Here is a 24,909-nt window from a genome sequence, read left to right as displayed (position 1 = left end):
GCCGGCCGTCGCGGTGGTTGGCCGCGGCGTGGGCCGAGCCCTTGGAGCTGCGCGGGCGTAATTTGGCGGGGGGGGCGGGGGGGCCGGGCCCGTACACGTGCCCGCCGGCGGCGGCCTTCGCCAGCACGCCGCAGCCCACCCCGCAATAGGGGCAGGTGGTCCTCACCTCGCGCGCTTCGTCGATCTCCATGGGTTCAGGCCGCGCGGCTGGCCAGCGCTTCCAGCGCAATGAACAGACGCTCGCCTTCGACCCGCACCGGAATGGTGCGCACCGCGCCCTCGTCGGCGCCGAGCGCCTTGCCCGTCTCCAACGAAATCACCCAATTGTGCAAGGGACAGGTCACCGCCGCACCGTGCACGATGCCCTGGCTGAGCGGTCCGCCTCTGTGCGGGCAATGGTCGTCGATGGCATAGACCTGATCGTCGGCGGTGCGGAAGACGGCGATCTTGCCTTCCGGGGTGGCGACGCAGCGCGCGCCGCGGCGGGGGATGTCCGAGATAGAGCCGATTGATACCCAGTTCATGATTGTCACTCCGCCGCCTGCGCAAACCCGACAGAGGCCATCGGCCGGAATTCATGCTTGTCCTTGCCGGAAACGCGTTCCGACCACGGATCGACCTGGGCGAATTTCTGGCTGAAGACGAAGCGGTCGTAATAAGCCTTGCGCTTCTCGCCATCGTCCATGATCTGACGCTTGATCTCGGGGATGCCGATGCGCTTGGCCCATTTGTAGATGCGCTCGAGATAGCGGCCCTGCTCGCGATACATCTGCGTCAGCGCCACGATATGCTCCAGCGCCTCGTCCTCGGTCTTGACCAGGCCCAGCACCTCGGTGCCCTTGATGTCGAGGCCGGCCGCCCCGGCGAAATGGATTTCGTAGCCGGAGTCGACGCAGATCACGCCAACATCCTTGCAGGTCGCCTCGGCGCAGTTCCTTGGACAGCCCGACACCGCCATCTTGACCTTGGCCGGCGTCCACGAGCCCCACATGAATTTTTCGATGCGGACGCCGAAGCCCGTAGAATCCTGCGTGCCGAACCGGCACCAGTCTGAGCCGACGCAGGTCTTCACCGTGCGCAACCCCTTGGCATAGGCGTGGCCGGAGACGAAGCCGGCCTGACCGAGATCGGCCCACACTGCCGGCAGGTCCTCCTTGCGGATGCCGAGCATGTCGATGCGCTGGCCGCCGGTGACCTTGACCATCGGGATTTCGAACTTGTCGACGACGTCGGCGATGGCGCGCAGCTCCGCCGCATTGGTGACGCCGCCCCACATGCGCGGCACCACCGAATAGGTGCCGTCCTTCTGGATGTTGGCGTGGACGCGCTCGTTGATGAAGCGCGACTGGTAGTCGTCGGCGTAGTCGTCCGGCCAGTCGCAGACGAGATAGTAGTTCAGCGCGGGCCGGCATTTGGCGCAGCCGCAGGAGGTCGTCCACTCCAGTTCCTGCATGACGGCGGGAATCGTCTTCAGGCTCTTGGCGATGATCAGCCGGCGCACCTCGTCATGGCCGAGCGTCGTGCAGCCGCACATCGGCTGCACCGCCGCCGGATTGTATTTGTCGCCGATGGTCAGCACCATGAGCTTCTCGACCAGCCCGGTGCAGGAGCCGCAGGAGGCCGACGCCTTGGTGTGCGCGCGCACAGCGTCGAGCGAGGTCAGCCCCTTGGCCGTGATCGCGCCGGTGATCTTTCCCTTGCAAACGCCGTTGCAGCCGCAGATTTCCGCATCATCCGGCAAGGCTGCAACGGCCGCCATAGGGTCCAGCGGGGCACCCCCCTGGTAGGACTGGCCGAAGATGAGCGTGTCGCGCATTTCGGAAATGTCGATCTGCTTCTTCTTGAGGTCGTTGAACCAGGCGCCGTCAGCCGTCTCGCCATAGAGCACGGTGCCGATGATGCGGTCATCCTTCAGCACCAGGCGCTTGTAGACGCCGGCGGCGGCGTCGCGCAGCACGATCTCCTGGCGATCCTCGCCCTCGGCGAAGTCGCCCAGCGAGAACAGCTCGATGCCGGTGACCTTGAGCTTGGTCGGCGTGTCCATATGGACGAAGGCCGCCGCCGCGTCGCCGGCAAGCTGGCTGGCGGTCACGCGCGCCATCTCGTAGAGCGGTGCGACGAGGCCGTAGACTTGGCCGTTGACCTCGGCACATTCGCCGAGCGCGTAGATGTCGGGATCGTTGCTGCGCATGCCGGCGTCGACGACGATGCCCCTGTTGACGGCGATGCCGGCCTGTTTCGCCAGCGCCGAATTCGGCCTGATGCCGACGGCCATCACCACAAGCGTTGCTGGGATAATGGTGCCGTCAGCGAGCTCCACCTGCCCGACCTTGCCGTTGCCTGTGATCGCCTGTGTGTTGGCCTTGGTGATGACCTTGATGCCGCGCTGTTCCACCGCACGCTGCAAGAGATAGCCGGCCGCGGGATCGAGCTGGCGCTCCATCAGCGTCGGCATGACATGCAGCACGGTGACGTCCATGCCTTGCGCGTTCAGCCCTGCTGCCGCCTCCAGCCCGAGCAGGCCGCCGCCGATGACCACCGCCTTGGCCCGCGACTGGGCGGCAAGCATCATCGCCTGCACGTCGTCGAGATCGCGATAGGTCAGCACGCCCGGCAGGTCATGGCCGGGCACCGGAATGATGAACGGCACCGAGCCGGTGGCGATGACGAGCTTGTCATAGGGTTCGGTGACGCCATGATCGGAGGTGACGGTCTTCGCCGCTCGGTCGATGGCGACGATCTTGTGGCCCTTGTAGAGGGTGATGTTGTTGGCGATGTACCAGCCGTCGCCGTGGATGATGATCTCCTCATAGGCTTTCTCGCCCGACAGCACCGGCGACAGCATGATGCGGTCGTAATTAACGCGCGGCTCGGCGTTGAAGATGGTGACGGTGTAGCGGCCCGGAGCCTGTTCCAGCAGGTGCTCCAGCATGCGCCCCGGGGCCATGCCATTGCCGATGATGACAAGTCTTTCGCTCATGGTGCTACTCCGCGGCTTCGACGAAGCGGTGGCGTTCGTAGAGGAACTTCAGCACCGCCTCGCGGCAGCGCAGGAAGGTCCGGTCGGAAGAGAGTTCGACGCGCCGGCGCGGCCGCGCCAGCGGCACGGCAAGCACTTCGCCGATGGTTGCCGCCGGGCCATTGGTCATCATGACGATGCGGTCGGACAGCAGCACCGCCTCGTCGACATCATGGGTGATCATGATCGTCGTCGAGCCGAGCCTGGAATGGATGTCCATCACCGCGTCCTGCAGATGCGCGCGCGTCAGCGCGTCGAGCGCGCCGAACGGCTCGTCGAGCAGCAGGATCTTCGGCTCCATGGCCAGCGCCCGGGCGATGCCGACGCGCTGCTTCATGCCGCCCGATATCTCGGCCGGGCGCTTGTCCTTGGCATGCGCCATCTGCACGAGGTCGAGATTGCGCATGATCCAGTCATGCCGCTCGGCCTTGCTTTTCGAGCGCCCGAAAACCTTCGACACCGCCAGGTTGATGTTTTCATAGACGGTCAGCCACGGCAGCAGCGAGTGGTTCTGGAACACCACGGCGCGTTCGGGACCGGGGCTGTCGACCTCCTTGTCCTCGAGCAGCACGGCGCCGGCGGACACCTTGGTCAGCCCGGCGATCAGATTGAGCAGGGTCGACTTGCCGCAGCCGGAATGGCCGATGATGGAGACGAATTCGCCCTTGTCGATGGTCAGCCTGATGTCCTTCAACACCTCGCTGACCTGGGCACCACGCGAGAAGGATTTGTCGATATGGTCGAGCTTCAGATAGGCCGTCATCGCCCTCTCCTCACTTTGCCGTTGTGCCGCGGGTGACGAAGGCGCCGACCGCCGCGACCAGACGGTCGAGGCAGAAGCCGGTGACGCCGATATAGGCGAGCGCCACGATGATGTCGGGCAGCCGCGACGAGTTCCACGCGTCCCAGATGAAGAAGCCGATGCCGACGCCGCCGGTCAGCATTTCGGCGGCGACGATGGCGAGCCAGGACAGGCCGATGCCGATCCTCAGGCCGGTGAAGATGTAGGGCGCGGCGGCCGGTACCATGATCTTGACGAAGAATTCGAACTGGTTGAGCCGCAGGATGCGCGAGACGTTGCGGTAATCCTCGGGGATGTTGCGCACGCCGACGGCGGTGTTGATGATGATTGGCCAGATCGACGTGATGAAGATGACGAAGATCGCCGACGGGCTGGAATCGCGGAACGCCGCCAGCGACAGCGGCAGCCAGGCCAGCGGCGGCACCGTGCGCAGGATCTGGAACACCGGGTCGAGGCCGCGCATCGCCCAGATCGACTGGCCGACCAGCGCGCCGAGCGCGACGCCGACCACCGCCGCCAGGCCGAAACCGATGGCGACACGCTGCAGCGAGATCAGCACGCGCCATGCCAGGCCGATATCCTGCGGGCCATTGTCGAAGAACGGATGCGCGATCAAATCGTAGGCCTCGTTCCACACCTGGGTCGGCGGCGGCAGGCTTGATGTGGGCGACGAACAGGCGATCTGCCAGACGACCAGCATCAGCGCGATGACGATGATGGGCGGCACCAGCGCGCTCGCCAGTTTGCCGGCAATCGCCAGCGGATCGAAGCGGCGTCGTGCCTTGGCGGTGAAGGCGATGACCTCCGCCGGCTTCGGGGGGAACGCCTTCACCTTTGTGTCCTCGATAGTCTGGATCGACATGTCTGAGAAAAACTCCTTGGGGGCAGGTAGTGATCGCAAGCGGCCCAGGGCGCCGCTTGCGGTTGTGCTACGCCGATGCCTTGATCTTCAGGCTGTCGAGATAGGCCGACGGATTGGCCGGATCGAAGATCTTGCCGTCGAAGAAGGTCTCGACGCCGCGCGACGACGACGCCGGAACGTCGGCCGCCGCGACGCCGAGATCCTTGGCCGCCTCGCGCCACAGATCCTCGCGGTTGACCTGATCGACCAGCGCCTTGATGTCGGTTGTCGGCGCGAACTTGCCCCAGCGGATGTTCTCGGCGAGGAACCACGCATCGTGGCTCTTGAACGGATAGGAGACGCCGCCTTTCCAGAACTTCATGTAGAGATCGGTGCCGTTGGCGACACGGCCATTGCCGTAGTTAATGTCGCCCTTGAGGCGGCCGATGATGTCGGCGACAGGCACGTTCATCCATTGCCGCTTGCCGATGATGGCGGCCATCTCGTCCTTGTTGTCGCTGGCCTCGCACCATTGCTGGGCTTCCATGACGGCCATCAGGATCGCCTTGGTGGCGTTCGGGTATTTCTCGATGAATTCGGCACGCAGGCCGAGCGCCTTTTCCGGATGGCCCTTCCACAATTCGCCCGTCGTGGCGGCGGTGAAGCCGACGCCCTGATGGACGAGCTGCTCGTTCCACGGCTCGCCGACGCAGAACACGTCCATGTTGCCGACCTTCATGTTGGCCACCATCTGCGGCGGCGGCACGACGATGGTCGAAACGTCCTTGTCGGGGTCGATGCCACCGGCGGCCAGCCAGTAGCGCAGCCACAAATCATGCGTACCGCCCGGGAAGGTCATGGCGGCCTTGATTTCCTTGCCGGCCGCCTTCTTGGCGGCAAAGGCGTCTTTCAGCTTCGAGGCATCGAGGCCGACGCCGGTGCCGGCATATTCCTGGGCGACCGAAATGCCTTGGCAGTCGTAGTTGAGCCGCGCCACGATCGCCATCGGCATCGGCTGGTTGTTCTGCGTCACCTTGCCGGTGTGCATAAGGTAAGGCAGCGGCGTCAGAATATGGGCGCCGTCGATGCCGTTGGCCGCGCCGCCGAGCATCAGATTGTCGCGTGTCGCACCCCAGGAGGCCTGCTTGAGCACCTCGACATCGGGCATGCCGAACTTGGCGAACAGCCCCTTCTCCTTGGCGATCATCAGCGGTGCCGCATCGGTGAGGGCAATGAAGCCGAGCTTGGCGCCGGTGACCTCCGGAGTGGCGGTGGCGGCATAGGCACCGGAAGGGAAGAGCTTGCGGGCCGCCATGAACAGGCCCGCCGTCATCGCGCTGCTGACCAGAAAATCGCGGCGCGTCATGTCCTTGAGGGTCGTTCCAGTCCTGATCCGTTTCGTCATCGTCGTCTCCGGTTGGGCGCGGCTTGGGATCCGCGTCGTCGATTGCGTGTTGATCAAAACAAAAAAGCCGCCAGCCAGGTCATCGCGTCCCGGTGACCGGGAGCGCGCATTAACCTGAGCGGCAGCTTTGCCTGTGGCGCCCGCCATTGGACGCCTGTTCCGTGACCCGCGAAGGGCCTGCCTATTTCAAAGCAGGAACCGTGCCAGTTTCGAGAGAGGCGAAAAAGATCAATTAAATCAGTAACCCGCGCCGATCGCGGACGCGCCGGGTCCTATGGCCGGAAGGTCAAAGATTGCTCATTCGGGCAATCGCGCGCACAATTTTTGTGCAATGCACAAGAATGACGCGGAAATGATCAGGCTTCCGCGCGAGCCGATTTCTGGCCGGCAATGTACGCGTCGACCTCGTCCGGATCGAAGATCTGGCCGTCGAAGAAACCGTCCGGACCGAGCACAAGGCCGGCGCCTGTCGCGCCGACCGCGGTGGCAACTTGGAGCGCACCCTCGACTTTCGAATTGGCGCCGGGAAGTGCGACGCCAAGCGGCTTCAATGCCGAGCGGTAGAGGTCGGGCCGGTAGCAGTTGCGGGCGATGGCAAGGTTTTCCGGCGTGTGCGCCACGTGCCCCCAGCGCACCATCTGCGTGTAGAACCACAGCGCATGGCTCTTCCACGGAAAGTTCGCCGCCTTGTCGAAGGGGAGGAAGAAGTCGTCGATGCTCCGCTCCGCGCCGCCGCCCAGTCGGAGATGGCCGGTCAGGATCGGCATCTGCACGGCCGGCGGCAGGCCGAGAAAGCCGGCCTGCGCCATGACGGCAGCCAATTCGCCATGGTTGGCCGGATCCTGGCACCAGCGTGCCGAGTGATGCAGCGCGCGCAGCAGCGCCGCCAAGGCGTCGGGGTTTTCGTCTGCCCAGGCCTTGCGCACGCCGATCACCTTCTCCGGGCTGTTACGCCATATCCGCGCCTTGACGGTGACGATATGCCCGGTGCCGGCGGCAACCGCAGCACTGTTCCAGGGTTCGCCTACGCAGTAGCCGTCGATGCGGCCGGCGGCCAGTGCATCGGCCATGAAGGGCGGCGGCACGATGACGATCTCGATTTCGCGCGTCGGATCGATGCCGCAGGCGGCGAGCCAATAGCGCAATTCGTAATTGTGCCCGGAATGCGGATGCACCACGGCGAAGCGCAGCGGGTCGCCACCGGCCGCAGCGCGCTCGCGAATGAGCGCGCGCAGCGCCGCACCGGCGCGCGCGGGGTCGAGATCGGCTTCGGCGCTGTGCGCCACCATTCCGGCCCACACAGTGTTGGAGACGGTGACGCAATTGCCTCCGAGTCCGAGCGAGAACGGCACGATGGTTTCCGAAGCGAGCGGCGTCAGCCCGAGATTGCAGGCGAGCGGCATCGGCCCCAGCATATGCGCCAGATGGAAGTGACCGATGGCGATACGGTCGCGGATGTTAGCCCAGGACGTCTCGCGGTGCAGGGTCAGGTCGATGCCTTCTCGTGCGGCAAAGCCAAGCTCACCGGCCGCGACCAGCACGGCGCTGTCGAAAAGCGGCATGAAGCCAGCGGTGATCTGGTGCGCGGCGTCCATGCTCATTCGTCCTCCGCCGGTCCCAGCAACCCCGCGGCAGTCACCAGGCTCTGGGCGATGTCGCCGATCTTGCGGTTCTGGTTCATCGCCGTCTTGCGCAGCAGCGTGTAGGCGGCCTCTTCGGAGAGGCCCCGCGACTTCATCAATATGCCCTTGGCACGATCGATCACCTTACGGCTCTCGAGCTCGCCGCGAACCTCTTCCAGTTCGCGCGCCATGCGCGAAAAAGCGTTGAAGCGGCTGACCGCCATGTCGAGAATGGGTTTGACGCGCTCTTGCCGCAGACCGTCGACGACATAGGCCGAAACGCCGGCATCGACCGCCGCCTCGATCGAGGCCTGGTCCGAGCGGTCGACGAACATGGCGATCGGCCGTTTTACGGCACGCGAAAGCTGGAACATGTTTTCCAGCATGTCGCGATTCGGGTTTTCGAGATCGATGACGATGACATCGGGCTCGATCTCGGCGATCCGCCGCGCAATGCCGGTCACATCATGGATGACGGTGACCCGCTCATGGCCGGCCTCGCGCAACCCCGCCTCGATGATCGCGGCGCGGATGCGGTTTTCGTCGATCACCAGGACGGCGAGTGCGGTTCGAACCATGCCTGCATTGTGACCAAGCGAAGGAATTGTGCAATGCGGTATGGTTGAACAACCCGAGATTCGCTAACCGCGCCGCAGGCGCCTAATCCGCCGCCAGCGCCGTGACCTCGCGGCGGAAGGGCAGTGCGTCGCCGATATCGGCTTCGTCCAGCTCGCGCGCGAAGCGGTGGCCGGCGTAGGTTGCCCAGGCGATCGGACCCGGCGCCTCGGCATCGCCGATGATTTTGATCGAACGGATGCCGCTATCGGCCCATTCATTCCGCCGCGCCTTCAGCTCGCACCAGACGCCATCGTCCTGTTGGCGCGACGTCACGAGCACGACGGCGTCCGCGGCGATGTCGCGTTGGCCTCCCGTATAGGCACACGCAGTGGCAACCCCACCCGCCACGATGCGGGTCACAGTCCGATTCAGCACGATATCGACGCCGAGTTCGGCCAGCCGGCGGTGGATGGCGCCCTGCTCCAGCGTGTTGCGGGTCCAGTCGGACACATAGGCCGACGGTGTCACCAGCGTCACCTTCGCGCCCTGGCGCGCCATCAGCTCGGCCAGAACGCCGCCCATGTAATAGTGATCGTCATCGAACAGCACGACAGTGCCGGTCGGCACATTGCCGCACATCAGATCGTCCGGCGTATAGACCGGCATGGCCGGGTCCGCCGGCATCGGCACGACATGCGCCCGCGCCACGCCGTCACGGCGCCATGTCGATCCGGTGGCAAGCGCAATGTTCTGAAAGCCGAAGTCCAGTATCTCCTGCGCCGACAATCGGCTTTCGAAATAGACGTCGACATTGGACATCTGGCTGATCTGGTACTGGCGGTAGTCGCGCACGCGTCCCCATGCCGAGAGACCGGGCAAGCGGCATTCGCGCGCCACGCGGCCGCCGAGTTCGGTGCCGGCTTCGGCGATGGCCACCTGATAGCCGCGCAGGCCGAGCGCACGCGCCGCCTCCAGCCCGGTCGGGCCGGCGCCGACGATCAGCACGCTGTCGCTGTCGCCCTTGGCCTGCATGCGTTCGGGATGCCAGCCCTTGCGCCACTCTTCCATGAAGGTCGGGTTCTGCGTGCAGCGCGAGATCGACATGGTCATGTCGCCGGTGATGCAGATGTTGCAGCCGATGCATTCGCGAATGTCCTCGATCCTGCCCTCTTCCACCTTCTTCGGCAGGAAGGGATCGGCGATCGACGGGCGCGCGCAGCCGATGAAATCGAGTGTACCGGACTTGATCATCTTCACCATCACATCCGGCGAGGTGAAGCGGCCGACACCGACGACCGGCTTGGAGGTCAGCGTCTTGATGCCGGACACCAGGCTCTCCTGCGCGCCCTCCTCCTTGAACCGCGACGGCCCCGAACAATCCTCCCACGCGCCATGCGCCAGGTCCCAGAGGTCTGGCAGGTCGGCGTGCATCTCGATCATGTCGCGCACTTCGGAGTTGGCGAAGCCAAGCTCGCCGATCATCTCGTCCAGCGACAGCCGCAGCGTCAGGCCGCACGTGTCGCCGATGGCATCCCTGCCCTCTTCGATCAGCTCACGCATCAACCGCGAGCGGTTTTCCAGCGAGCCGCCATATTCGTCGCTGCGCTGGTTGGTGGCGGTGGACAGGAAGTGCTGGATGATGCCGAAGCCATGCGCGCCGTAGAGGCAGACCAGGTCGAAGCCCGCAAGCCTGGCACGCTTGAATGCATTGCGGTGCCAGCGGCGCAGGTCGCGTATATCCTGCTTGTCCATGGCGCGCGCCTGAACCGGATCGTTGGTGAAGGTCCGGATCGGCAAGGCCGACGGCCCGCGCGGCACTTCCTTGGTGTAGAGGTTCGGCCCGTTGATGCCTGAATAGGCGAGCTGGATGCCGGCCAGCGCGCCATGCTGGTGCATGGCCTTGGCCATCTTCGCCAGTGCCGGGATATCGGCATCGTCCCACAGCCTGAGCTCGATGAAGGGCGTGATCTCCGAAGTATGGTGCATCTCGGTCTGCTCGGTGAAGATGACGCCCCAGCCGCCTTCCGACTTGATGCGGCGCATCTCGGCTGCGGCCGAAGGGTCGCGGTAGCCGCCGCCATTGCAATGCGGAACCTGGTAGAAGCGGTTCTTGGCGGTCACCGGACCGATCTTCACGGGCTCGAACAAAATGTCGTAGCGCGAATCGCGCATGGAACGTGCCTTCCTGCCAGCGTCGCCTTGCACATGCCCGATCATGGTTTCGAGCCAAGGTGCAAGCCGGCCAGCCCAGTGGGTTGATGCCGTGAGACCATTCATAAATTGCGACAAGCGCTGGGAAACAACAGATTTCTTCTGTGCCGGTTAGGACGCGCCTAATCGATCAGCACTGCCTGGATTAGCATCCGCTGAATCCTGGCTGAGCCAAATGCGACTTCAAGGCCGCCGCCGCGCGATGTTAGATAGCGCGCACGCCCAATGAGACACAAGACGCATGGACAGCATCCGTATCCTTGAAAAGCTCATCGCATTCCCGACGGTGAGCCGCGATTCGAACCTCGCCCTCGTCGGCTACGTGGCGGAGCTGCTGGACGCGCATGGCATTGCCAGCCAGATCATCCACAGCGAGGACGGCCACAAGGCCAACCTCTTTGCCACCATCGGACCGGCCGACGCTTCCGGCATCATGCTGTCCGGTCACACCGACGTCGTCCCCGTCGACGGCCAAGCCTGGACGCTGCCGCCCTTCGAGATGACGAGCCGAGACGGCAAGCTTTACGGACGTGGCACAGCCGACATGAAGGGTTTTGTTGCCTGCGCGCTCGCGGCGTGCCTTAAAGCCTCGAAAATGACGCTGCGCACGCCGCTGCATTTGGCACTCTCCTACGACGAGGAGATCGGCTGCATTGGTGTGCGCAGCCTGATCGACATGCTGCAAGCAGCCCCGCAGCGGCCCTTGCTGTGCATCGTCGGCGAGCCCACCGATATGCAGGTGGCGACGGGCCACAAGGGCAAGCTTGCCGCACGCGCGCTCTGCAAAGGCCGCGAAGGCCATTCGGCGCTGGCCCCGTTGGCGCTCAATGCCATCCATCTCGGCTGCGACTTCGTCGCCGCCTTGCGCCGCGAGCAGGATCGGCTGGTGCGCGATGGCGCCCGCGACGGCGACTACGACATTGCCTACACGACCGTCCATGTCGGCAAGATCAACGCCGGCGTGGCGCTGAACATCGTGCCGAACCTCTGCCAGGTCGACTTCGAGATCCGCAATGTCGCGGCCGACGATCCGCACGAGATTCTCGACCGTCTGCGCAAGGAGGCTGCTCATATTGCATCCGAAGCCTCGGCCACCGCCCCCGAGGCGGCGATCGACATAGACATCACCAACACCTATCCCGGCCTGGACACGCCGGCCAGTTCGCAAGCCGTCGCTTTCATCAAATCGCTGACCGGCGCCAACAACACCATCAAGGTTGCCTACGGTACGGAGGGCGGCCTGTTCAGCCGCGATCTCGGCACGCCGACGGTCGTGTGCGGACCGGGATCGATGGCGCAGGGACACAAGCCGGATGAGTTCGTCAGCGTCGAGCAGATGCGCCGCTGCGACGGCATGCTGGAAAAATTGCTGCAGCGGCTTGCCGACCAGCAGTTGGCTTAACCGGGGCTACTTCTGTGGAAGTGCTGCCTGGCCGACAGCCCGCTCGGCGCCGAACACGCCTTGCTCGACGACGAAATGCCGGCAGTGGTCGATGAACGCCTGGACGGTTTGCGTGCGGTGTTCGGAACTGGGCAAGGCGACGCCCATGGTCAGCGGCCGCAGATCGCCGTCCAACGGCACGAAGACCAGCGGCTTGCCGTCCGGCGCCAGCGTGTTGAGCGGCCGCATATTGGCGATGCCGTAGCCGAAGCCGTTGGCCACCATGGAACGCATGACGGCGATGTCGCCGGTGCGCTCGGCAATGTTGGGGCGGATCCCGCGCTGGTGGAATGCAGAAAGGAAATATTCGCGGCTGAACGGCAGGTCGAGCAGCACCATCGGCTCATCGGCCAATTCCTCCGTCGTGATCGACGCCTTTGCCGCGAAGCGATGCCCCGCCGGCAGCATGACATAGGCCGGCACCAGCATCAGCGGCTCGAAGGTCATGTCCTGCGACAGTTCGAGATCGTAGGTCAGTGCAAGATCGATTTCACCGCGCTGCAGCATCTCGAGCAATTGCCCCTGATTGCGCTCGAACTGGCGCACGCGCACATCGGGATAGGCGCGCTCGAACCGCATGCGCAGCGCCGGCAGCACGATCTGCGCAAACGTCAGCAGGCATCCTACCGCCAGCGGACCACGCACCTTTTCGGCAAAGTCGCCGGCGACGTCGTGCAAGGCGTCGGCATCGTTGAGCAGCCGGGCGGCTTCCTTGAGGAAGACGCGGCCGCCGGCCGTGAGCGAGAGACCGTGCGAATGCTTGCGGACAAAAAGCTGGACGCCGAACTCGGTTTCCAGTTGGGCGATGGAAGCCGAAATCGACGGCGGCGAGACATTGACCTGTTCGGCCGCCTTGGCGATGGAGCCGGCTTCGCCCACGGCGACGAAATATTCCAGCTGTCTGAGCGTGAAGCGTAGCGGCATGGCTGGCTATGTTGCCGGTTTGAGGGCTTCGATCAAGCCTAATGCATGTCGCGCAAAAGTGGCCCCGGTTTTGCGCAAACGACATGCATAGAGCAAAGGCCTAAAGCGCATCGCGTGAATCCGTTCAATCGCGATGCGCTTTAGGCGCCCCTCAGTACTTGATCCATGTCGTTTTGAGCGCGGTGTATTTGTCGAGCGCATGCAGCGACAGGTCGCGGCCGAAGCCGGATTGCTTGAAACCGCCGAACGGCGTCATCGGGCTCAGCGCGTCGACCGTGTTGACGGAAACCGTGCCGGCATGCAGCCGGCCCGCGATACGATGCGCGCGCGACAGGCTGTCGGTCCACAGCGATGCGGCCAGCCCATAAGGGCTGTCATTGGCGATGCGGATCGCGTCGGCCTCGTCGTCGAAGGCGATGACCGAAAGCACCGGCCCGAAGATCTCGTCGCGGGCAATCGGATCGGCAGGCGCGACATCGTCGAAGATGGTCGGCTGGACAAAGCTGCCGCGCCCGTTGACCGTGACCAGGTCGCCGCCCGCGACCAGGCGCGCGGTTTTCTTGCCGGCCTCGACGAAGCGCATGACGTTGGCGGCGTGGCGACTATCGACCATCGCGCCCATTTTCGAAGCCGGATCGAGCGGATCGCCGGGCTGCGTGACCGCCGCACGTTGCACCAGTTTCTCCACCAGAGCATCCTTGATGCCGCGCTGGACGAGCAGGCGTGAATTGGCGGAACAGACCTCGCCCTGGTTGAAGAAGATGCCGAAGGCCGCCATGTCGGCTGCCGCGTCGAGATCGCCGCAATCGGCAAAGATGAGGTTCGGGCTCTTGCCACCGGTCTCCAGCCAGACCTGCTTCATGTTCGACTGGCCGGAATACTGCAGGAACATCTTGCCCACGGCGGTCGAACCGGTGAAGGCGAGGCAATCCACATCCATATGGCGGCCAAGCGCCTGGCCGGCGGTTTCGCCAAGGCCGGGCACGACATTGAGCACGCCTGCAGGCAGGCCCGCTTCCATTGCCAGTTCCGCCAGAAGCAGGGCCGACAAAGGCGACTGCTCGGCGGGTTTGAGCACCACCGAATTGCCTGCCGCCAGTGCCGGCGCGCATTTCCACGTCGCCATATCGAGCGGGAAATTCCAAGGCACCACCGCGCCCACCACGCCAAGCGGTTCGCGCCGCACCAGCACCAGATCACCTTCGCCGGTCGGCGCCACTTCGCCATAGATCTTGTCGATGGCCTCGCCATACCATTGAAAGATCGCTGCCGAGCCGGGGACGTCGACCGCGGCCGCATCCCTGACCAGTTTGCCCATGTCGAGCGATTCCAGCAGAGCCAGTTCATGCAGGTTTTCGCGCAGCAATTGCGCCAGCCGCAGCAGAACCTCCTTACGGTGCGCCGAGCTGGTCCGCGACCAGACGCCGGTGTTGAAGCTGCGCCGCGCTGCGGCAACCGCCAGATCGATGTCTTCCTCACCGCAGGACGCCACTTCGGCCAGCACCTCGCCAGTTGCCGGATTGACGCTGGCGAAGGTCCGGCCCGAACGCGCCGCAACCGTCTTGCCGTCGATGAACGCCTTGTCGCGAAAACGGATCGCGGACGCCTTGCCGATCCAGTCCTTGTGGCTGAGTTCGCTCATCGCAGGTGACCCTGTCTTGACTATTCGTCTCCCGGCACGCCGTAGCTCGGCGCATCGGATGGGTTTATGGCGCGGGTCACATAGGCATCGAGCTGCGGCTTGTAGAGTTCCCACAGCGTCGCCAGCTGCTCGATCGGGCAGTCATCGGTCCAGTCACAGCGCAAATCGGCGACCGGCCACGCAACCTCGCGCACCAGCTTCATGCCGGCGGAATGGACAGGACCAGCCTCGCCGCCCGCTTTCAGCGCGGCGCGCATGGTCGCGATGAGGCGGTCGCCCAGATGCCCTTCCGACGCCAGGAAGGCGTCGACCATGGCTTGCGGCACGCCGTCATGGGCCAGCATGTTGCCGCCGCAGGCGACATTGTCCGCACGCGCCTCCGCCCAGATGCCAAGCGCCTTGGGACCCGAATGGATCGCGGTCTTTCCGGCGGCATCGACAGCCAGCACCTGCCGGTATTCGGGATAAGCGCCGGTGCGCTTCAGGATGGCAACCGCCTCGGCGGCCGACGCACCGCGCGCCAACAATTCGAGACCTCGCAGCCCCAGCGTCGGATCGGTGACGTTCTGGCTGGCAATGGCGCCGGCACCAGCCTGCGCATAGGCGCAGCGCGCCGCGACAGCAGGCGACGAGGAGGACACCGCGACCCCGAACATGCCGGTGTGGCTGCACCGCGCGACAATGGAAAAGGTCATCGCCGTCAGTCCGGGATAACTGCGGTGCCGTCGATCTCGACCAGCCAGTCCGGCCGCGCCAAGGCCTGCACGACAAGGCCGGTCGAGACGGGATGCACGCCTTTGATGTACTCGCCCATGGTGCGGTAGACGGCCTCGCGATGGCGCACATCGGTGATGTAGACCACCACCTTGACCAGGTGCTCCATGGTGCCGCCGCACTCCTCGATCAGCTGGCGGATGTTCTGCATGACCTTGTGCGTCTGCTCGACCGGATCATGGCTGTCGATATTCTTGGCCGTGTCGAGATCCTGCGGACACTGGCCGCGCAGGTAGACGGTCCTGCCGCCCCGCGTAACGACCGCCTGGCACAGATCATTGTCGAGTTTCTGCTCGGGATAGGTGTCCTTGGTGTTGAACTTGCGAATTCTTGTATGCGCCATCTTGGTCTCCCTCAGTCAGGCTCGAGGTCGGGACGTCCGTTTCTATGCTACCCTGGTCTCGCGCTTTGCGGACGCATGGTAGGCCAGGTACTTGCGCTGCGTGGAGATATGGTCTGCCACATGCTGTGCGTCGTGCCAGACGCCCCAGATGAAGCTCGACCCCCGCCGCGATTGCCACGGCAGGCCCAGGAAATAGATCCCCGGCTCGGTCGACACGCCGCGCTGGTGCTTCGGCTTGCCCTTTTCGTCAAACACATCGACTTTCAGCCAGTTGTAATCGACGGTGAATCCCGTTGCCCAGATGATCGAACCTATCCCGGCTTCCGCCAGGTTCAGCTCGAGAATGGGATCAGTCATGCATCGAGGGTCCGGTCCGATCTCGCGGGCCGCGGGCTCCTCGGGAAGGTCGAGGCCGTTGCGAGCGACATAGGCGTCGGCCTCGTCCAGCACCGACATGTAGTTCGCATCGCCGCGCGCGATATTTTTAGCCAGATCCGGAGCGAAGGTCATGACCCCTTCCTTATAGGATTCCGTCCGGCCAACCAGCGTCATCCCTTGCGCGGCAAGACGCCGGAAGTCGATCGTCTGGCCGCCCCGCGCGCCGCTCACCGCGATGGTGACGTGTTCGGTGCCAGGCGCCGGCGCTTGGGCGTCCCATTTGCCCAAAACCCCCAGCCACCAGCAGAAGTCACGCTCGCGATAGGCCCGCGGCGGCCGATCATGCGGCCCGACCGAGAGGTAGACGCGCCGTCCCGCGCGCTGGAGTTCGTCTGCGATCTGCACCCCCGAGGACCCGGAGCCGACCACCAGCACCGCACCTTCGGGCAACTGGCCCGGATTGCGATAGGCGCTGGAATGGATCTGCATCGCTCCGGCATCCCCGGGGACAACCGCCGGAATGACCGGATGCTGGAAAGCCCCGGTAGCGGCAACCACGCTCCTGGCCTCGATCACGCCATCCGAGGTTTCGACCCGGAAGCCGGGACGGCCGACAAGCCTTTCCACGCTCCTGACCTCCACGCCGCAGCGGATGGGGGCAGCGATCATGCCGGCGTAAGCGACAAAATAGTCGGCGACCTTCTCCTTGCCGACAAAGGCGTCGGGACCGGCGTCCGGAAATTCCATGCCGGGAAAACGATCATGCCAGGCGGGACCATTGGCAACCAGCGAGTCCCATCTTTCGGTACGCCAGCGTTCGGCGATGCGGCTCCGCTCGAGCACGAGATGCGGCACCCCGCACTTGCTCAGATGCTCGCTCATGGCCAGCCCCGCCTGGCCGCCGCCAACAACAAGCGTGTCTACCGTTTCGACTGGCATTTCAGCGGCCCTTTCTGGCTCTCCCCGGGAGTGTCTGCGGATGCGGCGGAGATCTGATCGTTGGTTTACTGGAGGCACCGGGCAGCGAAAATTATGATTTCATGTGGCAGTGGTTAGCTTGTCCCTAAATGCCGGAAAGCATGGCCGAAGATGTGGAGCGCGGGGCGTGGATCATCACTGTCGAGACAGAAGAAACGGACGGCTCAGAGATAAAGGCTTCTGGCCGCCTTGGACGAGAGCAACTCCTTTGCCGGCCCCTCCTGGGCGACCTTACCCTTGACCAGGACATAGCCGCGATCGGCGATGCCCAGCCCCATTTCCGCGTTCTGTTCGATCAGCAGGATGGTCGTGCCGCGGCGGTGGATCTCCCGGGTGATTTCGAAATATTCGCCGATGAGTTTCGGCGAGAGACCGAGCGAGGGTTCGTCCATGATCACCAGTTTGGGTTCGCCGATCAGCGCGCGCGCCAGCGCCACCATCGCCTGTTCGCCGCCCGACAGCGTGCCGGCGACCTGGCGCAGGCGCTCGTGGATACGCGGAAACAGCTTGCACATCTTGTCCAGCTGCGCCGCGAAATCGGGCCCCCGGCCGGACACCGCATCGTAGCCCAACCGCAAATTCTCGATCACGGTCAGGCCGGGGAACAGCCGGCGCCCTTCCGGAACGAGGCCGACGCCGAGCGACGCCAGGTTTTCGGTACCTAACGTCGCCATGTCCCTGCCCATCACCTCGACCTTGCCGCGCTGGGCTCGCACGACGCCGCAGACGGTCATGAAGGTGGTCGTCTTGCCGGCGCCATTCGGCCCGAGCAGGCAGACCAGTTCGCCGGGGCGCACGCTCATCGCCATGCCGCGCAGCATCGGCACCGCACCGTAGGAGGTATCCACATCCCGGAGTTCAAGCATGGGCGACCGCCTTCCCGAGATAGGCCTCCTGGACGCGCGGGTCGGCGCGCACCGCCGCGAAGTCGCCCTCGGCGATCTTGCTGCCATAGTCGATGCAGGTGACGTGCTGCGGGAAAGCCTCGACCACCCGCATGTCGTGCTCGATCAGCACCACAGACAGCGCGGGGTTCTGCGCGCGCAGCCGCGCAATGTCGGCCACCAGCGCGTCGGTTTCCGTATCGTCCATGCCGACCGACGGCTCGTCGAGCAGCAAGAGCTTGGGCTGCGAGGCGAGCGCCCGAGCGATTTCCAGCCGCCGCCTGTCGGCCTGCGCCAGCGTGCCCGCCGGCCGGTAGCGTTGTTCGAACAGGTCGCCGGAGCCGAGCCTGAGCAGGGCTTCGGCCTTTTCCACGCAGGCCGCCATCTCGCGGCGCGACGCGCCTGGTCGAAACAGCGCGGTCAGCACGCCGGTCCTGGTGCGGGTGTGCATGCCGATGATGACGTTGTCGAGGACGCTGAGATCCGAGAACAGCCGCGACGACTGGAACGTGCGGGCAATGCCGCGGTCGACGACCTCGTAGGACGGACGACCAGTGATCTCGGCGCCGTCGAAGGTCACCCGGCCGGAAGTCGGCCGGTAGACGCCGGTGACGACATTGAACAGCGTCGACTTGCCGGCGCCGTTCGGGCCGATGACGGCAAGCACCGCGCCCTTGTCGATCGACAGGCTGACATCGTTGAGCGCGACCAGGCCGCCGAAGCGCATCGTCAAATTCTCGACCTTGAGAAGCGCGCTCACAGCTCGCCTCCGTAGCGCCGCATGCGTTGCGGGAACAGACCCTGCGGCCGGATCATCAGGAAGCCGATGATGACGACGCCGAAGAACAGCAGGCGGTAGTCGGCGAAGGCGCGCAGTTTCTCGGGCAGGATGGTCAGCAGGAACGCACCGACGATGACACCGAAAATATTGTCCATGCCGCCGACGATGACCATGGTCATGATGGTGACAGAGACCAGGAAGGTGAAATTGTCGGGAGAAATGTAGGACACGTAGAAGGCGTAGATCGTGCCGGCGAAGGCGGCGAGGAAGGCATCGACAGCGAAGGCCAGCACCTTGAACCACGCCACATTGATGCCTTGCGCCTTGGCGGCGATCTCGTCGGCGCGCAGCGCGTTCCAGGCCAGCCCGATACGCGAGCCGTGCAACCGATGCGCCGTGACGATGGCGACGACGACCAGCGCGGCCGACAGATAATAGAAATTCGCCTGGCTCGGCAGCTTCCAGCCGAAGACCACCAGCGGGTCGGCAAAGGAGTGGCCGAACAGGCTCGGCGCCGGAATGCCGACCAGTCCGTTGGGGCCGCCGGTCCAACTGAAATTGTTCAGCAATTGCTGGACCACGACACCGAAGGCGATGGTGACAAGCGCCAGATACGTGTCTCGCGTGCGCATCGACGGAATGCCGATGATGAAACCGAACAGCGTCGCCGCCAGCGCCGCGACCGGCAGCGTCAGCCAGAAGCTGACGCCGAAATTGATCGCCAGCAGCGCCGACACATAGGCGCCGATGCCATAGGAAGCGCCGGTGGCGAAGTTCGGAATGTTGGCGCTGCCAAGCTGGAAATTGAGCGCCAGCGCCAGCACGGCATAGAGCTCGGCAACGATCAGCAGATGCAGGATGTAGGTGTTCGAGCCGACGAAGAATGGAAAAGCCAGGACGATGACCGCCGCGGTGACCATCGCCACGAGGGGGACCCGGGCAAAGCTCGCCAAGGCGTAGTCCGCGATCCACGGCAGCCTCTCCAAGAGATAGAAGCCCAAGCCGAGCAAGGCCAGCAGGCCGACCACTTGCCAGCCGCCGTCGACCCTGAGGATGAGGTACAGGAAGGCTGCCCCGATGAGTTGCGAGGCGATGGCGAAGGCCGCGGCCGCCGCCATGCCCGGCGCGGCAAGTGAAGCACGACGCTCCATGCTAGACTTTCTCCATAACGGTGCGCCCAAGCAGGCCGGCGGGCCGGAAGATGAGCACGGCGATGACCAGCAGGAAGACGAAGACCAGCCGGTAGGAAGCGCCGTCAGGCACGAATGTCTGCGCCAGCACCTCGATGCCGGCGATGATCAATCCGCCCAGAATGGCGCCCGGCATCGAGCCGAGGCCGCCGATTACGGCAGCGGAAAAGCCGAGCAGGCCGGCCATGACGCCGAAGTCGAACCGTGTGACGCCGGCATAGCTTGCAAACAGAAGCCCGGCGATGGCGCCTATCGCCGAGGCGATGAAGAACGTCGCGCGAAAGACGCGCGCATCGCGGATGCCCATCATGCGCGCCACGACCCGGTCCTCCGAGGCCGCCCGGATGCGCAGGCCGAGCGGGGTCATGCGCAGGAAGACGAACAGCATGGCGACCAGCGCGACCGTGAGCACCACCACCAGCAGCGCGAACCAGCTAATGGCAACGCCGGAGATCTCGAAAACCATGCCCGACACCAGACGTGGGAAAGCATGCGGGTTCGATCCCTGCGGATAGAGATGGCGGATCAGTTCGCGAATGACGATGCCGAGCGCCACGGTCGCCACTAGCGCCATCATGGCCGGCGCGTCGCGTAAGCGCCGGATGACCACCTTGTCCAGCAGGACGCCGATCAGGCCGACGGCGAGCACGGCGACCGGAACCGCGAGGGCCAGCCAGGCGGGACTCGACGCCCCAAGCGCCGTCGCCAGCGCCTGGGCGAGCCCCAGCGTGATGAACGGCGCCGTCATCGCGACATCGCCGTGCGAGAAATGGATGACGTTCAAGACACCGAAGATCAGGCTGAATCCGATCGCCAGCAAGGCATAGATGCAGCCAAGGGTTATCCAGTTCACCAGTTGCTGGACAAGCAGTTCCGCCATGCGGTCCGTCTCTCGATTGAAGCCGACAGGTATCAACCGCCATGCCGGGCGGACAGAACGAATCTCCGAACTCACGAGTCACAATTTCCGAATTTCGTCACTGAATACGCGCCCGTACACTGATGATCAGCCGACGATCACGATCGGCCGGGTCGCTACGACGGCGGCAGATAATTCTATTTGAGGTGGAACCATGCAAAACAGGCGCAGTGCGCTTATCCGCGTATCGTCAATTCTGGCCGGGTCGCTGTTGGCCATCGCACTGGGCGCCGCCCAGGCCCAGGCCGATCAGATCAAGCTCGGCTTCATCGGACCGCTCTCCGGCGGCAACGCCCAGCAGGGCCTCGGTGCCCGCAACGGCTTCCTGCTCGCCATCGAGCAGGCCAATGCCAGCGGCTACCCGCACCAGGTGGAAGGCGTCGTGCTCGATGACGCCTCCGATCCGGCTGTCGGCGTTTCGGCGGCCCAGAAGCTGGTCAACGATCCCGCGGTGATCGCGGCAACCGGACATTGGAACAGCTCGGTCGCACTGGCGACGATCCCGGTCTTCAACCGCTCGCAGATGCCGTTCATCGTCTGGGGCGCGGTCAGCCCGAAGATCACCGAGCAGAACTTCCCGAACGTGACCCGCGTCACGCCGACGCTGGTCAACGAGAACAAGCCGCTGGCCGAAGCCATCGCCAAGCAAGGCAAGATCAAGAAGATCGCCATCATCTCCGACACGACCGACTATGGCGCGGCCAACACCAAATGGTTCGGCGATTTCTTCAAGGCGGCCGGCGGTGAGATCGTTTCTGCGGATGCCGCGGCTGTCGGCACGACCGATTTCCGCGCCATGCTGACCACGGCGAAGGCAGCGGCGCCTGACGCGGTCTATTTCGGTGGCGTCGTTACCGAGGCGGCGCTGGTGCGCAGCCAGATGGCCGACCTCGGCATGGGCAACCTGCCGATGTACGGGATTTCGGGCATCTACGATCCGAAGTTCATCGAGATCGCGGGCGCCGCTGCCGAGGGCACCATTGCCGGAACCCCGGCCGTCCAGTCGAACCCGAAGCTTAAGGAATTCAACAAGGCCTATGAAACCAAGGCCTATCCCGATCCCGCCGGCTCCTACGCCAAATACGCCTACGAGGCGACGCAGATCCTGCTCGCGGTCATCAAGGAAAAAGGCCTCGACGACAAGGAAACGCTGAGCAAAGCCATTCGCGACATCCATCACGACGGCATCCTGGGAGACGTCTCCTTCGATGCCAACGGACAGACCAACATGGCCATCGAGATCGACATGTTTGTCGTTCGCAACGGCAAATGGGAGAAGATGTAACCAACTGATCAACGCCGCGCCCCATTTGGTGGCGCGGCGTTGAAATCCTTCATTGCCGAGCTCGCAAAGTCCTGACCGGAGCGCCCAGACCATGAATGATGAGAATGGCCACCGCGCACCTCGAAAGGCTGTCGAGATCAAGGGCGTCTCCAAGGTATTCGGCACCTATCAGGCGCTGAAGCCTGTTTCCTTCGACATCTACGACAACGAGTTCTTCACGCTGCTTGGCCCGAGCGGCTGCGGCAAGACCACCCTGTTGCGCATGATGGCCGGCTTCGAGCAGCCGACTACGGGGCAGATTTTCCTGCACGGCTCGAACATACAGGGACTGCCGCCGCACAAGCGGCGGGTCAACACCGTCTTCCAGAGCTACGCCCTGTTTCCGCATATGAGCGTTGAACAGAACATCGGCTTCGGGCTCGAGAACCTCGGCTGGTCAAAGGACCGCCGTGACGCGCGCGTCGCCGATATGCTTCGTCTCGTGCATATGGAGGCCTTTGCCGGGCGCAAGCCGCAGCAATTGTCGGGCGGCCAGCGCCAGCGCGTCGCACTCGCCCGCGCCCTGGCGCCAGAACCGGAAGTGCTGCTGCTCGACGAACCGCTCTCGGCTCTCGACCTGAAGCTGCGCCAGGCCATGCGCGACGAACTACGAATCCTGCAGCGTAAGACCGGCATTACCTTCGTCTTCGTCACCCATGACCAGGAAGAGGCGCTCGACATGTCGGATCGCATCTGCGTTCTCGGGGACGGCGAGATCCAGCAGCTTGGCACGCCTGCGGCGATCTACGAGGAGCCGTCGAACCGCTTCGTCGCCGACTTCATCGGCGAGACCAACTTCCTCGACGCCGACGTGATTGCCGTGGACGGCGAGCAGGCAACCGTGAAAACGCAGCTCGGCATGACCTTGACGGCCTCCCACAAGAAAGCAGTCGCCGGCCAGAAGGCGTTCCTGTCGATACGTCCGGAGAAGATCAGCCTGCCCGCCCAGGACAACCCGATCGCTGTCGATGGCACGATCATGAGCACCAACTATCTCGGCGGCTACACATACTACCTGATTGAAGCGGGCGGCACCAAATTGCGCATCTCCAAGCGCAACAGCGTCAGCCGCGGCCAGATGTTCGAAATCGGGCAATCGGTAAAAGTTGGCTTTGCCGCCGAATCCGTGCGGATCCTCGGCGCATGAAGGCACCCACAAAAACTCCTGACTGGAATGTCCTCGGCCTGCTGCCGGCCCATCTCATCATGCTGCTGACGCTGATCATCCCGATCGGTATCATCATCGTGGTGTCGTTCTCGACGCGCGGACCTTACGGCGGGTTCGAATATGTGTTCACCACCGCGCCCTACAAGCAGCTGCTGTTCAACGAAGGCTGGACCGGCGAGCTGGAGTTCAATCCGCAATATCTCATCGTCGTTGCCAGGACGCTGGTCCTGTCGGCCGTGACAACATCGATCTGCCTGCTTCTGAGCTTCCCGGTCGCCTATTTCATCGCGCTGCAGCGGCCGGCGATCAAAGTGCTGCTGATCTATCTCGTCACGCTGCCATTCTGGGTTTCAATGATCGTGCGCGTCTATTCCTGGATCATCATCCTTGGCAAGGATGGTGTCGTCGAAAAGACCCTTCGCGGTCTCGGCCTCGTCGACAACATGGACTCGCTGCTGTTCGGCAACACCGCCATGCTGCTCGGTCTCGTCTACAGCTACATTCCGCTGATGATCCTGCCGATCTTCGCCTCGATCGAAAAGCTCGACCCTGCGCTCATCGAGGCGTCGCATGATCTCTATGGCAACCGCCTCACCACATTGCGCCGCGTTATCCTACCCCTCACCCGGCCCGGCATGATCGCCGGCGCGATCCTGGTGTTCGTTCCAAGCCTCGGCGCGGTCCTGGAGCCGACCCTGCTCGGCGGCGGCAAGACCATGATGATGGGCAATCTCATCCAGCTGCAGTTCGGTGGCGCCCGCAACTGGCCGCTCGGCGCCGCCATCGCCATCGTGCTGATGGCCGCGGTCATGGTCTTCCTGATTTTCCAGGGTCGGCGCTCGATGCGCACCGAAGGCCTGGAGCGTGCGGCATGAACGCGGACGATGATGTCAGGCGCTATCCGGGCTTCGGTCTCTTCAGCGCGATCTTCTTCGCCTATCTCTATTTGCCCATCGCCGTCGTGGTGTTCTACTCTTTCAATGCGAACCGGATCGTCTCCAATTGGGGCGGCTTCTCCTTGCACTGGTACGCCACCGCTTTGTCCAACGCGAACCTGATGACGGCGGTGAAGACCTCCCTGCTCGTTGCCGCGGTCGCTACAGTCGCCTCGACGCTTGTCGCGTTGATGGCGGCATTGGTACTGGTGCGCGGCCGCGATGTCCGGTTCCGCCGGATCTCCGAAGCGGTGGTGAACCTGCCGCTGCTCCTGCCCGAAATCGTCGTTGCTGTCGCCGTCCTGATCCTCTTCTCCGAGATCGGGCTCGCCAACGGAATGGTGAAGCTGATGATCGCCCACACCACTTTCTGCATCCCGTTCGCCTTCCTGCCGATACGCGCCCGCCTACAAGGGATGGACCTCGATCTGGAGGAAGCGGCCCGCGATCTCTATGCCACCGGCTGGGTCGCCTTTCGTCGCGTCACGCTGCCGCTCATCCTGCCCGGTGTGTTCGCCGGCGCCATGCTCGCCTTCGTCATCTCGATGGATGATTTCATCACCAGCAACCTGTTGAATTCCGGCGGCGCCACCACGCTGCCGGTCTACATTTTCTCGCTGATCAAGCAGGGCGTGTCGCCGCAGCTCAACGCAATCTCGACCTTGATCATGATTGTTTCGGTGGTGCTGGCGACCGTGGCCTTCCTGCTCCAGCGACGGCAGTAGCAGCGGCGTAGTTTTTCCTAATCAAGGCGTCGGGCAAATCGAATT

At 64.1% G+C, this 24,909-nt stretch carries 23 protein-coding genes; 5 read left to right on the top strand and 18 right to left on the bottom strand.

Translation table 11 applies throughout. The features are described from left to right. The 9 genes from NKJ00_RS23105 to NKJ00_RS23065 form a co-directional block, all read right to left on the bottom strand. Nucleotides 1–190, bottom strand: a 190-nt coding sequence (locus tag NKJ00_RS23105) for a hypothetical protein (protein WP_352631333.1), incomplete at its 3' end; no start/stop codon positions are given. Between the two features lie 4 nt (nucleotides 191–194). After that, entirely contained in the window at nucleotides 195–524 is a 330-nt protein-coding gene (gene nirD / locus NKJ00_RS23100) for a nitrite reductase small subunit NirD (RefSeq protein ID WP_352610872.1), read from the bottom strand. 5 nt (nucleotides 525–529) lie between these two features. Then, entirely contained in the window at nucleotides 530–2,980 is a 2,451-nt protein-coding gene (gene nirB, locus NKJ00_RS23095) for a nitrite reductase large subunit NirB (RefSeq protein ID WP_352631332.1), read from the bottom strand. A gap of 4 nt (nucleotides 2,981–2,984) precedes the next feature. Then, nucleotides 2,985–3,782, bottom strand: coding sequence for an ABC transporter ATP-binding protein (locus NKJ00_RS23090; RefSeq protein ID WP_023809417.1), 798 nt, complete (start codon nucleotides 3,780–3,782; stop codon nucleotides 2,985–2,987). 10 nt (nucleotides 3,783–3,792) lie between these two features. Next, nucleotides 3,793–4,683, bottom strand: coding sequence for a nitrate ABC transporter permease (ntrB, locus tag NKJ00_RS23085; protein ID WP_352610876.1), 891 nt, complete (start codon nucleotides 4,681–4,683; stop codon nucleotides 3,793–3,795). A 67-nt stretch (nucleotides 4,684–4,750) separates the two neighbouring features. Further along, nucleotides 4,751–6,067, bottom strand: a complete 1,317-nt coding sequence (locus NKJ00_RS23080; protein ID WP_352610878.1) for a CmpA/NrtA family ABC transporter substrate-binding protein — start codon at nucleotides 6,065–6,067, stop codon at nucleotides 4,751–4,753. A gap of 356 nt (nucleotides 6,068–6,423) precedes the next feature. Then, complete coding sequence (locus NKJ00_RS23075; protein WP_352631335.1) at nucleotides 6,424–7,662, bottom strand: CmpA/NrtA family ABC transporter substrate-binding protein; 1,239 nt, start codon at nucleotides 7,660–7,662, stop codon at nucleotides 6,424–6,426. 2 nt (nucleotides 7,663–7,664) lie between these two features. Further along, nucleotides 7,665–8,267, bottom strand: coding sequence for an ANTAR domain-containing response regulator (locus NKJ00_RS23070; RefSeq protein ID WP_013530455.1), 603 nt, complete (start codon nucleotides 8,265–8,267; stop codon nucleotides 7,665–7,667). A gap of 82 nt (nucleotides 8,268–8,349) precedes the next feature. Then, nucleotides 8,350–10,419, bottom strand: a complete 2,070-nt coding sequence (locus NKJ00_RS23065) for an oxidoreductase (protein WP_352631331.1) — start codon at nucleotides 10,417–10,419, stop codon at nucleotides 8,350–8,352. A gap of 280 nt (nucleotides 10,420–10,699) precedes the next feature. On the opposite strand from NKJ00_RS23065, the gene argE reads away from it, so the two are divergent. Next, nucleotides 10,700–11,860, top strand: coding sequence for an acetylornithine deacetylase (gene argE, locus NKJ00_RS23060; RefSeq protein ID WP_352610882.1), 1,161 nt, complete (start codon nucleotides 10,700–10,702; stop codon nucleotides 11,858–11,860). Nucleotides 11,861–11,866: 6 nt separating this feature from the next. On the opposite strand, the gene NKJ00_RS23055 is transcribed toward argE, so the two are convergent. The 9 genes from NKJ00_RS23055 to NKJ00_RS23015 all read right to left on the bottom strand — a co-directional run bounded on the left by NKJ00_RS23055 (nucleotide 11,867) and on the right by NKJ00_RS23015 (nucleotide 20,673). Further along, the gene (locus NKJ00_RS23055; RefSeq protein WP_023809423.1) at nucleotides 11,867–12,823 is read right to left on the bottom strand and encodes a LysR family transcriptional regulator; all 957 of its coding nucleotides are present in this window, start codon (nucleotides 12,821–12,823) and stop codon (nucleotides 11,867–11,869) included. Nucleotides 12,824–12,974: 151 nt separating this feature from the next. After that, nucleotides 12,975–14,465, bottom strand: coding sequence for an aldehyde dehydrogenase (locus NKJ00_RS23050; protein ID WP_352441988.1), 1,491 nt, complete (start codon nucleotides 14,463–14,465; stop codon nucleotides 12,975–12,977). A gap of 20 nt (nucleotides 14,466–14,485) precedes the next feature. Next, complete coding sequence (locus NKJ00_RS23045) at nucleotides 14,486–15,160, bottom strand: DUF1028 domain-containing protein (RefSeq protein ID WP_352610885.1); 675 nt, start codon at nucleotides 15,158–15,160, stop codon at nucleotides 14,486–14,488. Nucleotides 15,161–15,165: 5 nt separating this feature from the next. After that, nucleotides 15,166–15,582, bottom strand: coding sequence for a RidA family protein (locus NKJ00_RS23040; protein ID WP_023809426.1), 417 nt, complete (start codon nucleotides 15,580–15,582; stop codon nucleotides 15,166–15,168). A gap of 42 nt (nucleotides 15,583–15,624) precedes the next feature. Beyond that, complete coding sequence (locus tag NKJ00_RS23035) at nucleotides 15,625–16,899, bottom strand: flavin-containing monooxygenase (protein WP_023809427.1); 1,275 nt, start codon at nucleotides 16,897–16,899, stop codon at nucleotides 15,625–15,627. A 203-nt stretch (nucleotides 16,900–17,102) separates the two neighbouring features. Continuing rightward, nucleotides 17,103–17,804, bottom strand: coding sequence for an ABC transporter ATP-binding protein (locus NKJ00_RS23030; RefSeq protein WP_352631328.1), 702 nt, complete (start codon nucleotides 17,802–17,804; stop codon nucleotides 17,103–17,105). Continuing rightward, nucleotides 17,797–18,582 (bottom strand): ABC transporter ATP-binding protein, encoded by a 786-nt coding sequence (locus NKJ00_RS23025; RefSeq protein ID WP_352631326.1) that lies wholly within the window; start codon nucleotides 18,580–18,582, stop codon nucleotides 17,797–17,799. Before NKJ00_RS23025 ends, NKJ00_RS23030 begins: the two co-directional genes overlap by 8 nt. After that, on the bottom strand, nucleotides 18,579–19,754 hold the full coding sequence (locus NKJ00_RS23020; protein ID WP_352631324.1) for a branched-chain amino acid ABC transporter permease: 1,176 nt from the start codon (nucleotides 19,752–19,754) through the stop codon (nucleotides 18,579–18,581). The genes NKJ00_RS23025 and NKJ00_RS23020 overlap by 4 nt, the downstream gene beginning before the upstream one ends. A 1-nt stretch (nucleotide 19,755) precedes the next feature. Beyond that, the gene (locus NKJ00_RS23015; RefSeq protein WP_352631322.1) at nucleotides 19,756–20,673 is read right to left on the bottom strand and encodes a branched-chain amino acid ABC transporter permease; all 918 of its coding nucleotides are present in this window, start codon (nucleotides 20,671–20,673) and stop codon (nucleotides 19,756–19,758) included. 193 nt (nucleotides 20,674–20,866) lie between these two features. On the opposite strand from NKJ00_RS23015, the gene NKJ00_RS23010 reads away from it, so the two are divergent. The 4 genes from NKJ00_RS23010 to NKJ00_RS22995 all read left to right on the top strand — a co-directional run bounded on the left by NKJ00_RS23010 (nucleotide 20,867) and on the right by NKJ00_RS22995 (nucleotide 24,864). Continuing rightward, on the top strand, nucleotides 20,867–21,997 hold the full coding sequence (locus NKJ00_RS23010; protein WP_352631320.1) for a branched-chain amino acid ABC transporter substrate-binding protein: 1,131 nt from the start codon (nucleotides 20,867–20,869) through the stop codon (nucleotides 21,995–21,997). A 91-nt stretch (nucleotides 21,998–22,088) separates the two neighbouring features. Beyond that, nucleotides 22,089–23,183 (top strand): ABC transporter ATP-binding protein, encoded by a 1,095-nt coding sequence (locus NKJ00_RS23005; protein WP_352631318.1) that lies wholly within the window; start codon nucleotides 22,089–22,091, stop codon nucleotides 23,181–23,183. Next, a complete protein-coding gene (locus tag NKJ00_RS23000; protein ID WP_352631316.1) occupies nucleotides 23,180–24,079 on the top strand; it encodes an ABC transporter permease in 900 nt (299 codons plus the stop codon). The genes NKJ00_RS23005 and NKJ00_RS23000 overlap by 4 nt, the downstream gene beginning before the upstream one ends. Then, the gene (locus tag NKJ00_RS22995; RefSeq protein WP_128303911.1) at nucleotides 24,076–24,864 is read left to right on the top strand and encodes an ABC transporter permease; all 789 of its coding nucleotides are present in this window, start codon (nucleotides 24,076–24,078) and stop codon (nucleotides 24,862–24,864) included. The genes NKJ00_RS23000 and NKJ00_RS22995 overlap by 4 nt, the downstream gene beginning before the upstream one ends. The last annotated feature ends 45 nt before the right edge of the window (nucleotides 24,865–24,909 follow it).

Source organism: Mesorhizobium sp. M0227, from assembly GCF_040321855.1.
GTDB lineage: Bacteria > Pseudomonadota > Alphaproteobacteria > Rhizobiales > Rhizobiaceae > Mesorhizobium.
This window is presented reverse-complemented; position numbering and strand designations above follow the sequence as displayed.

Coding starts and splice junctions, on each gene's coding strand:
- NKJ00_RS23080 (WP_352610878.1), bottom strand. CDS start 6,067: ATGACGAAACGGATCAGGACTGGAACGACCCTCAAGGACATGACGCGC.
- nirD (WP_352610872.1), bottom strand. CDS start 524: ATGAACTGGGTATCAATCGGCTCTATCTCGGACATCCCCCGCCGCGGC.
- NKJ00_RS23055 (WP_023809423.1), bottom strand. CDS start 12,823: ATGCCGCTACGCTTCACGCTCAGACAGCTGGAATATTTCGTCGCCGTG.
- NKJ00_RS23075 (WP_352631335.1), bottom strand. CDS start 7,662: ATGGACGCCGCGCACCAGATCACCGCTGGCTTCATGCCGCTTTTCGAC.
- NKJ00_RS23070 (WP_013530455.1), bottom strand. CDS start 8,267: ATGGTTCGAACCGCACTCGCCGTCCTGGTGATCGACGAAAACCGCATC.
- NKJ00_RS23005 (WP_352631318.1), top strand. CDS start 22,089: ATGAATGATGAGAATGGCCACCGCGCACCTCGAAAGGCTGTCGAGATC.
- ntrB (WP_352610876.1), bottom strand. CDS start 4,683: ATGTCGATCCAGACTATCGAGGACACAAAGGTGAAGGCGTTCCCCCCG.
- NKJ00_RS23050 (WP_352441988.1), bottom strand. CDS start 14,465: ATGAGCGAACTCAGCCACAAGGACTGGATCGGCAAGGCGTCCGCGATC.
- nirB (WP_352631332.1), bottom strand. CDS start 2,980: ATGAGCGAAAGACTTGTCATCATCGGCAATGGCATGGCCCCGGGGCGC.
- NKJ00_RS23015 (WP_352631322.1), bottom strand. CDS start 20,673: ATGGCGGAACTGCTTGTCCAGCAACTGGTGAACTGGATAACCCTTGGC.
- NKJ00_RS23010 (WP_352631320.1), top strand. CDS start 20,867: ATGCAAAACAGGCGCAGTGCGCTTATCCGCGTATCGTCAATTCTGGCC.
- NKJ00_RS23065 (WP_352631331.1), bottom strand. CDS start 10,419: ATGCGCGATTCGCGCTACGACATTTTGTTCGAGCCCGTGAAGATCGGT.
- NKJ00_RS23090 (WP_023809417.1), bottom strand. CDS start 3,782: ATGACGGCCTATCTGAAGCTCGACCATATCGACAAATCCTTCTCGCGT.
- NKJ00_RS22995 (WP_128303911.1), top strand. CDS start 24,076: ATGAACGCGGACGATGATGTCAGGCGCTATCCGGGCTTCGGTCTCTTC.
- NKJ00_RS23030 (WP_352631328.1), bottom strand. CDS start 17,804: ATGCTTGAACTCCGGGATGTGGATACCTCCTACGGTGCGGTGCCGATG.
- NKJ00_RS23040 (WP_023809426.1), bottom strand. CDS start 15,582: ATGGCGCATACAAGAATTCGCAAGTTCAACACCAAGGACACCTATCCC.
- NKJ00_RS23035 (WP_023809427.1), bottom strand. CDS start 16,899: ATGCCAGTCGAAACGGTAGACACGCTTGTTGTTGGCGGCGGCCAGGCG.
- NKJ00_RS23045 (WP_352610885.1), bottom strand. CDS start 15,160: ATGACCTTTTCCATTGTCGCGCGGTGCAGCCACACCGGCATGTTCGGG.
- NKJ00_RS23020 (WP_352631324.1), bottom strand. CDS start 19,754: ATGGAGCGTCGTGCTTCACTTGCCGCGCCGGGCATGGCGGCGGCCGCG.
- argE (WP_352610882.1), top strand. CDS start 10,700: ATGGACAGCATCCGTATCCTTGAAAAGCTCATCGCATTCCCGACGGTG.
- NKJ00_RS23000 (WP_352631316.1), top strand. CDS start 23,180: ATGAAGGCACCCACAAAAACTCCTGACTGGAATGTCCTCGGCCTGCTG.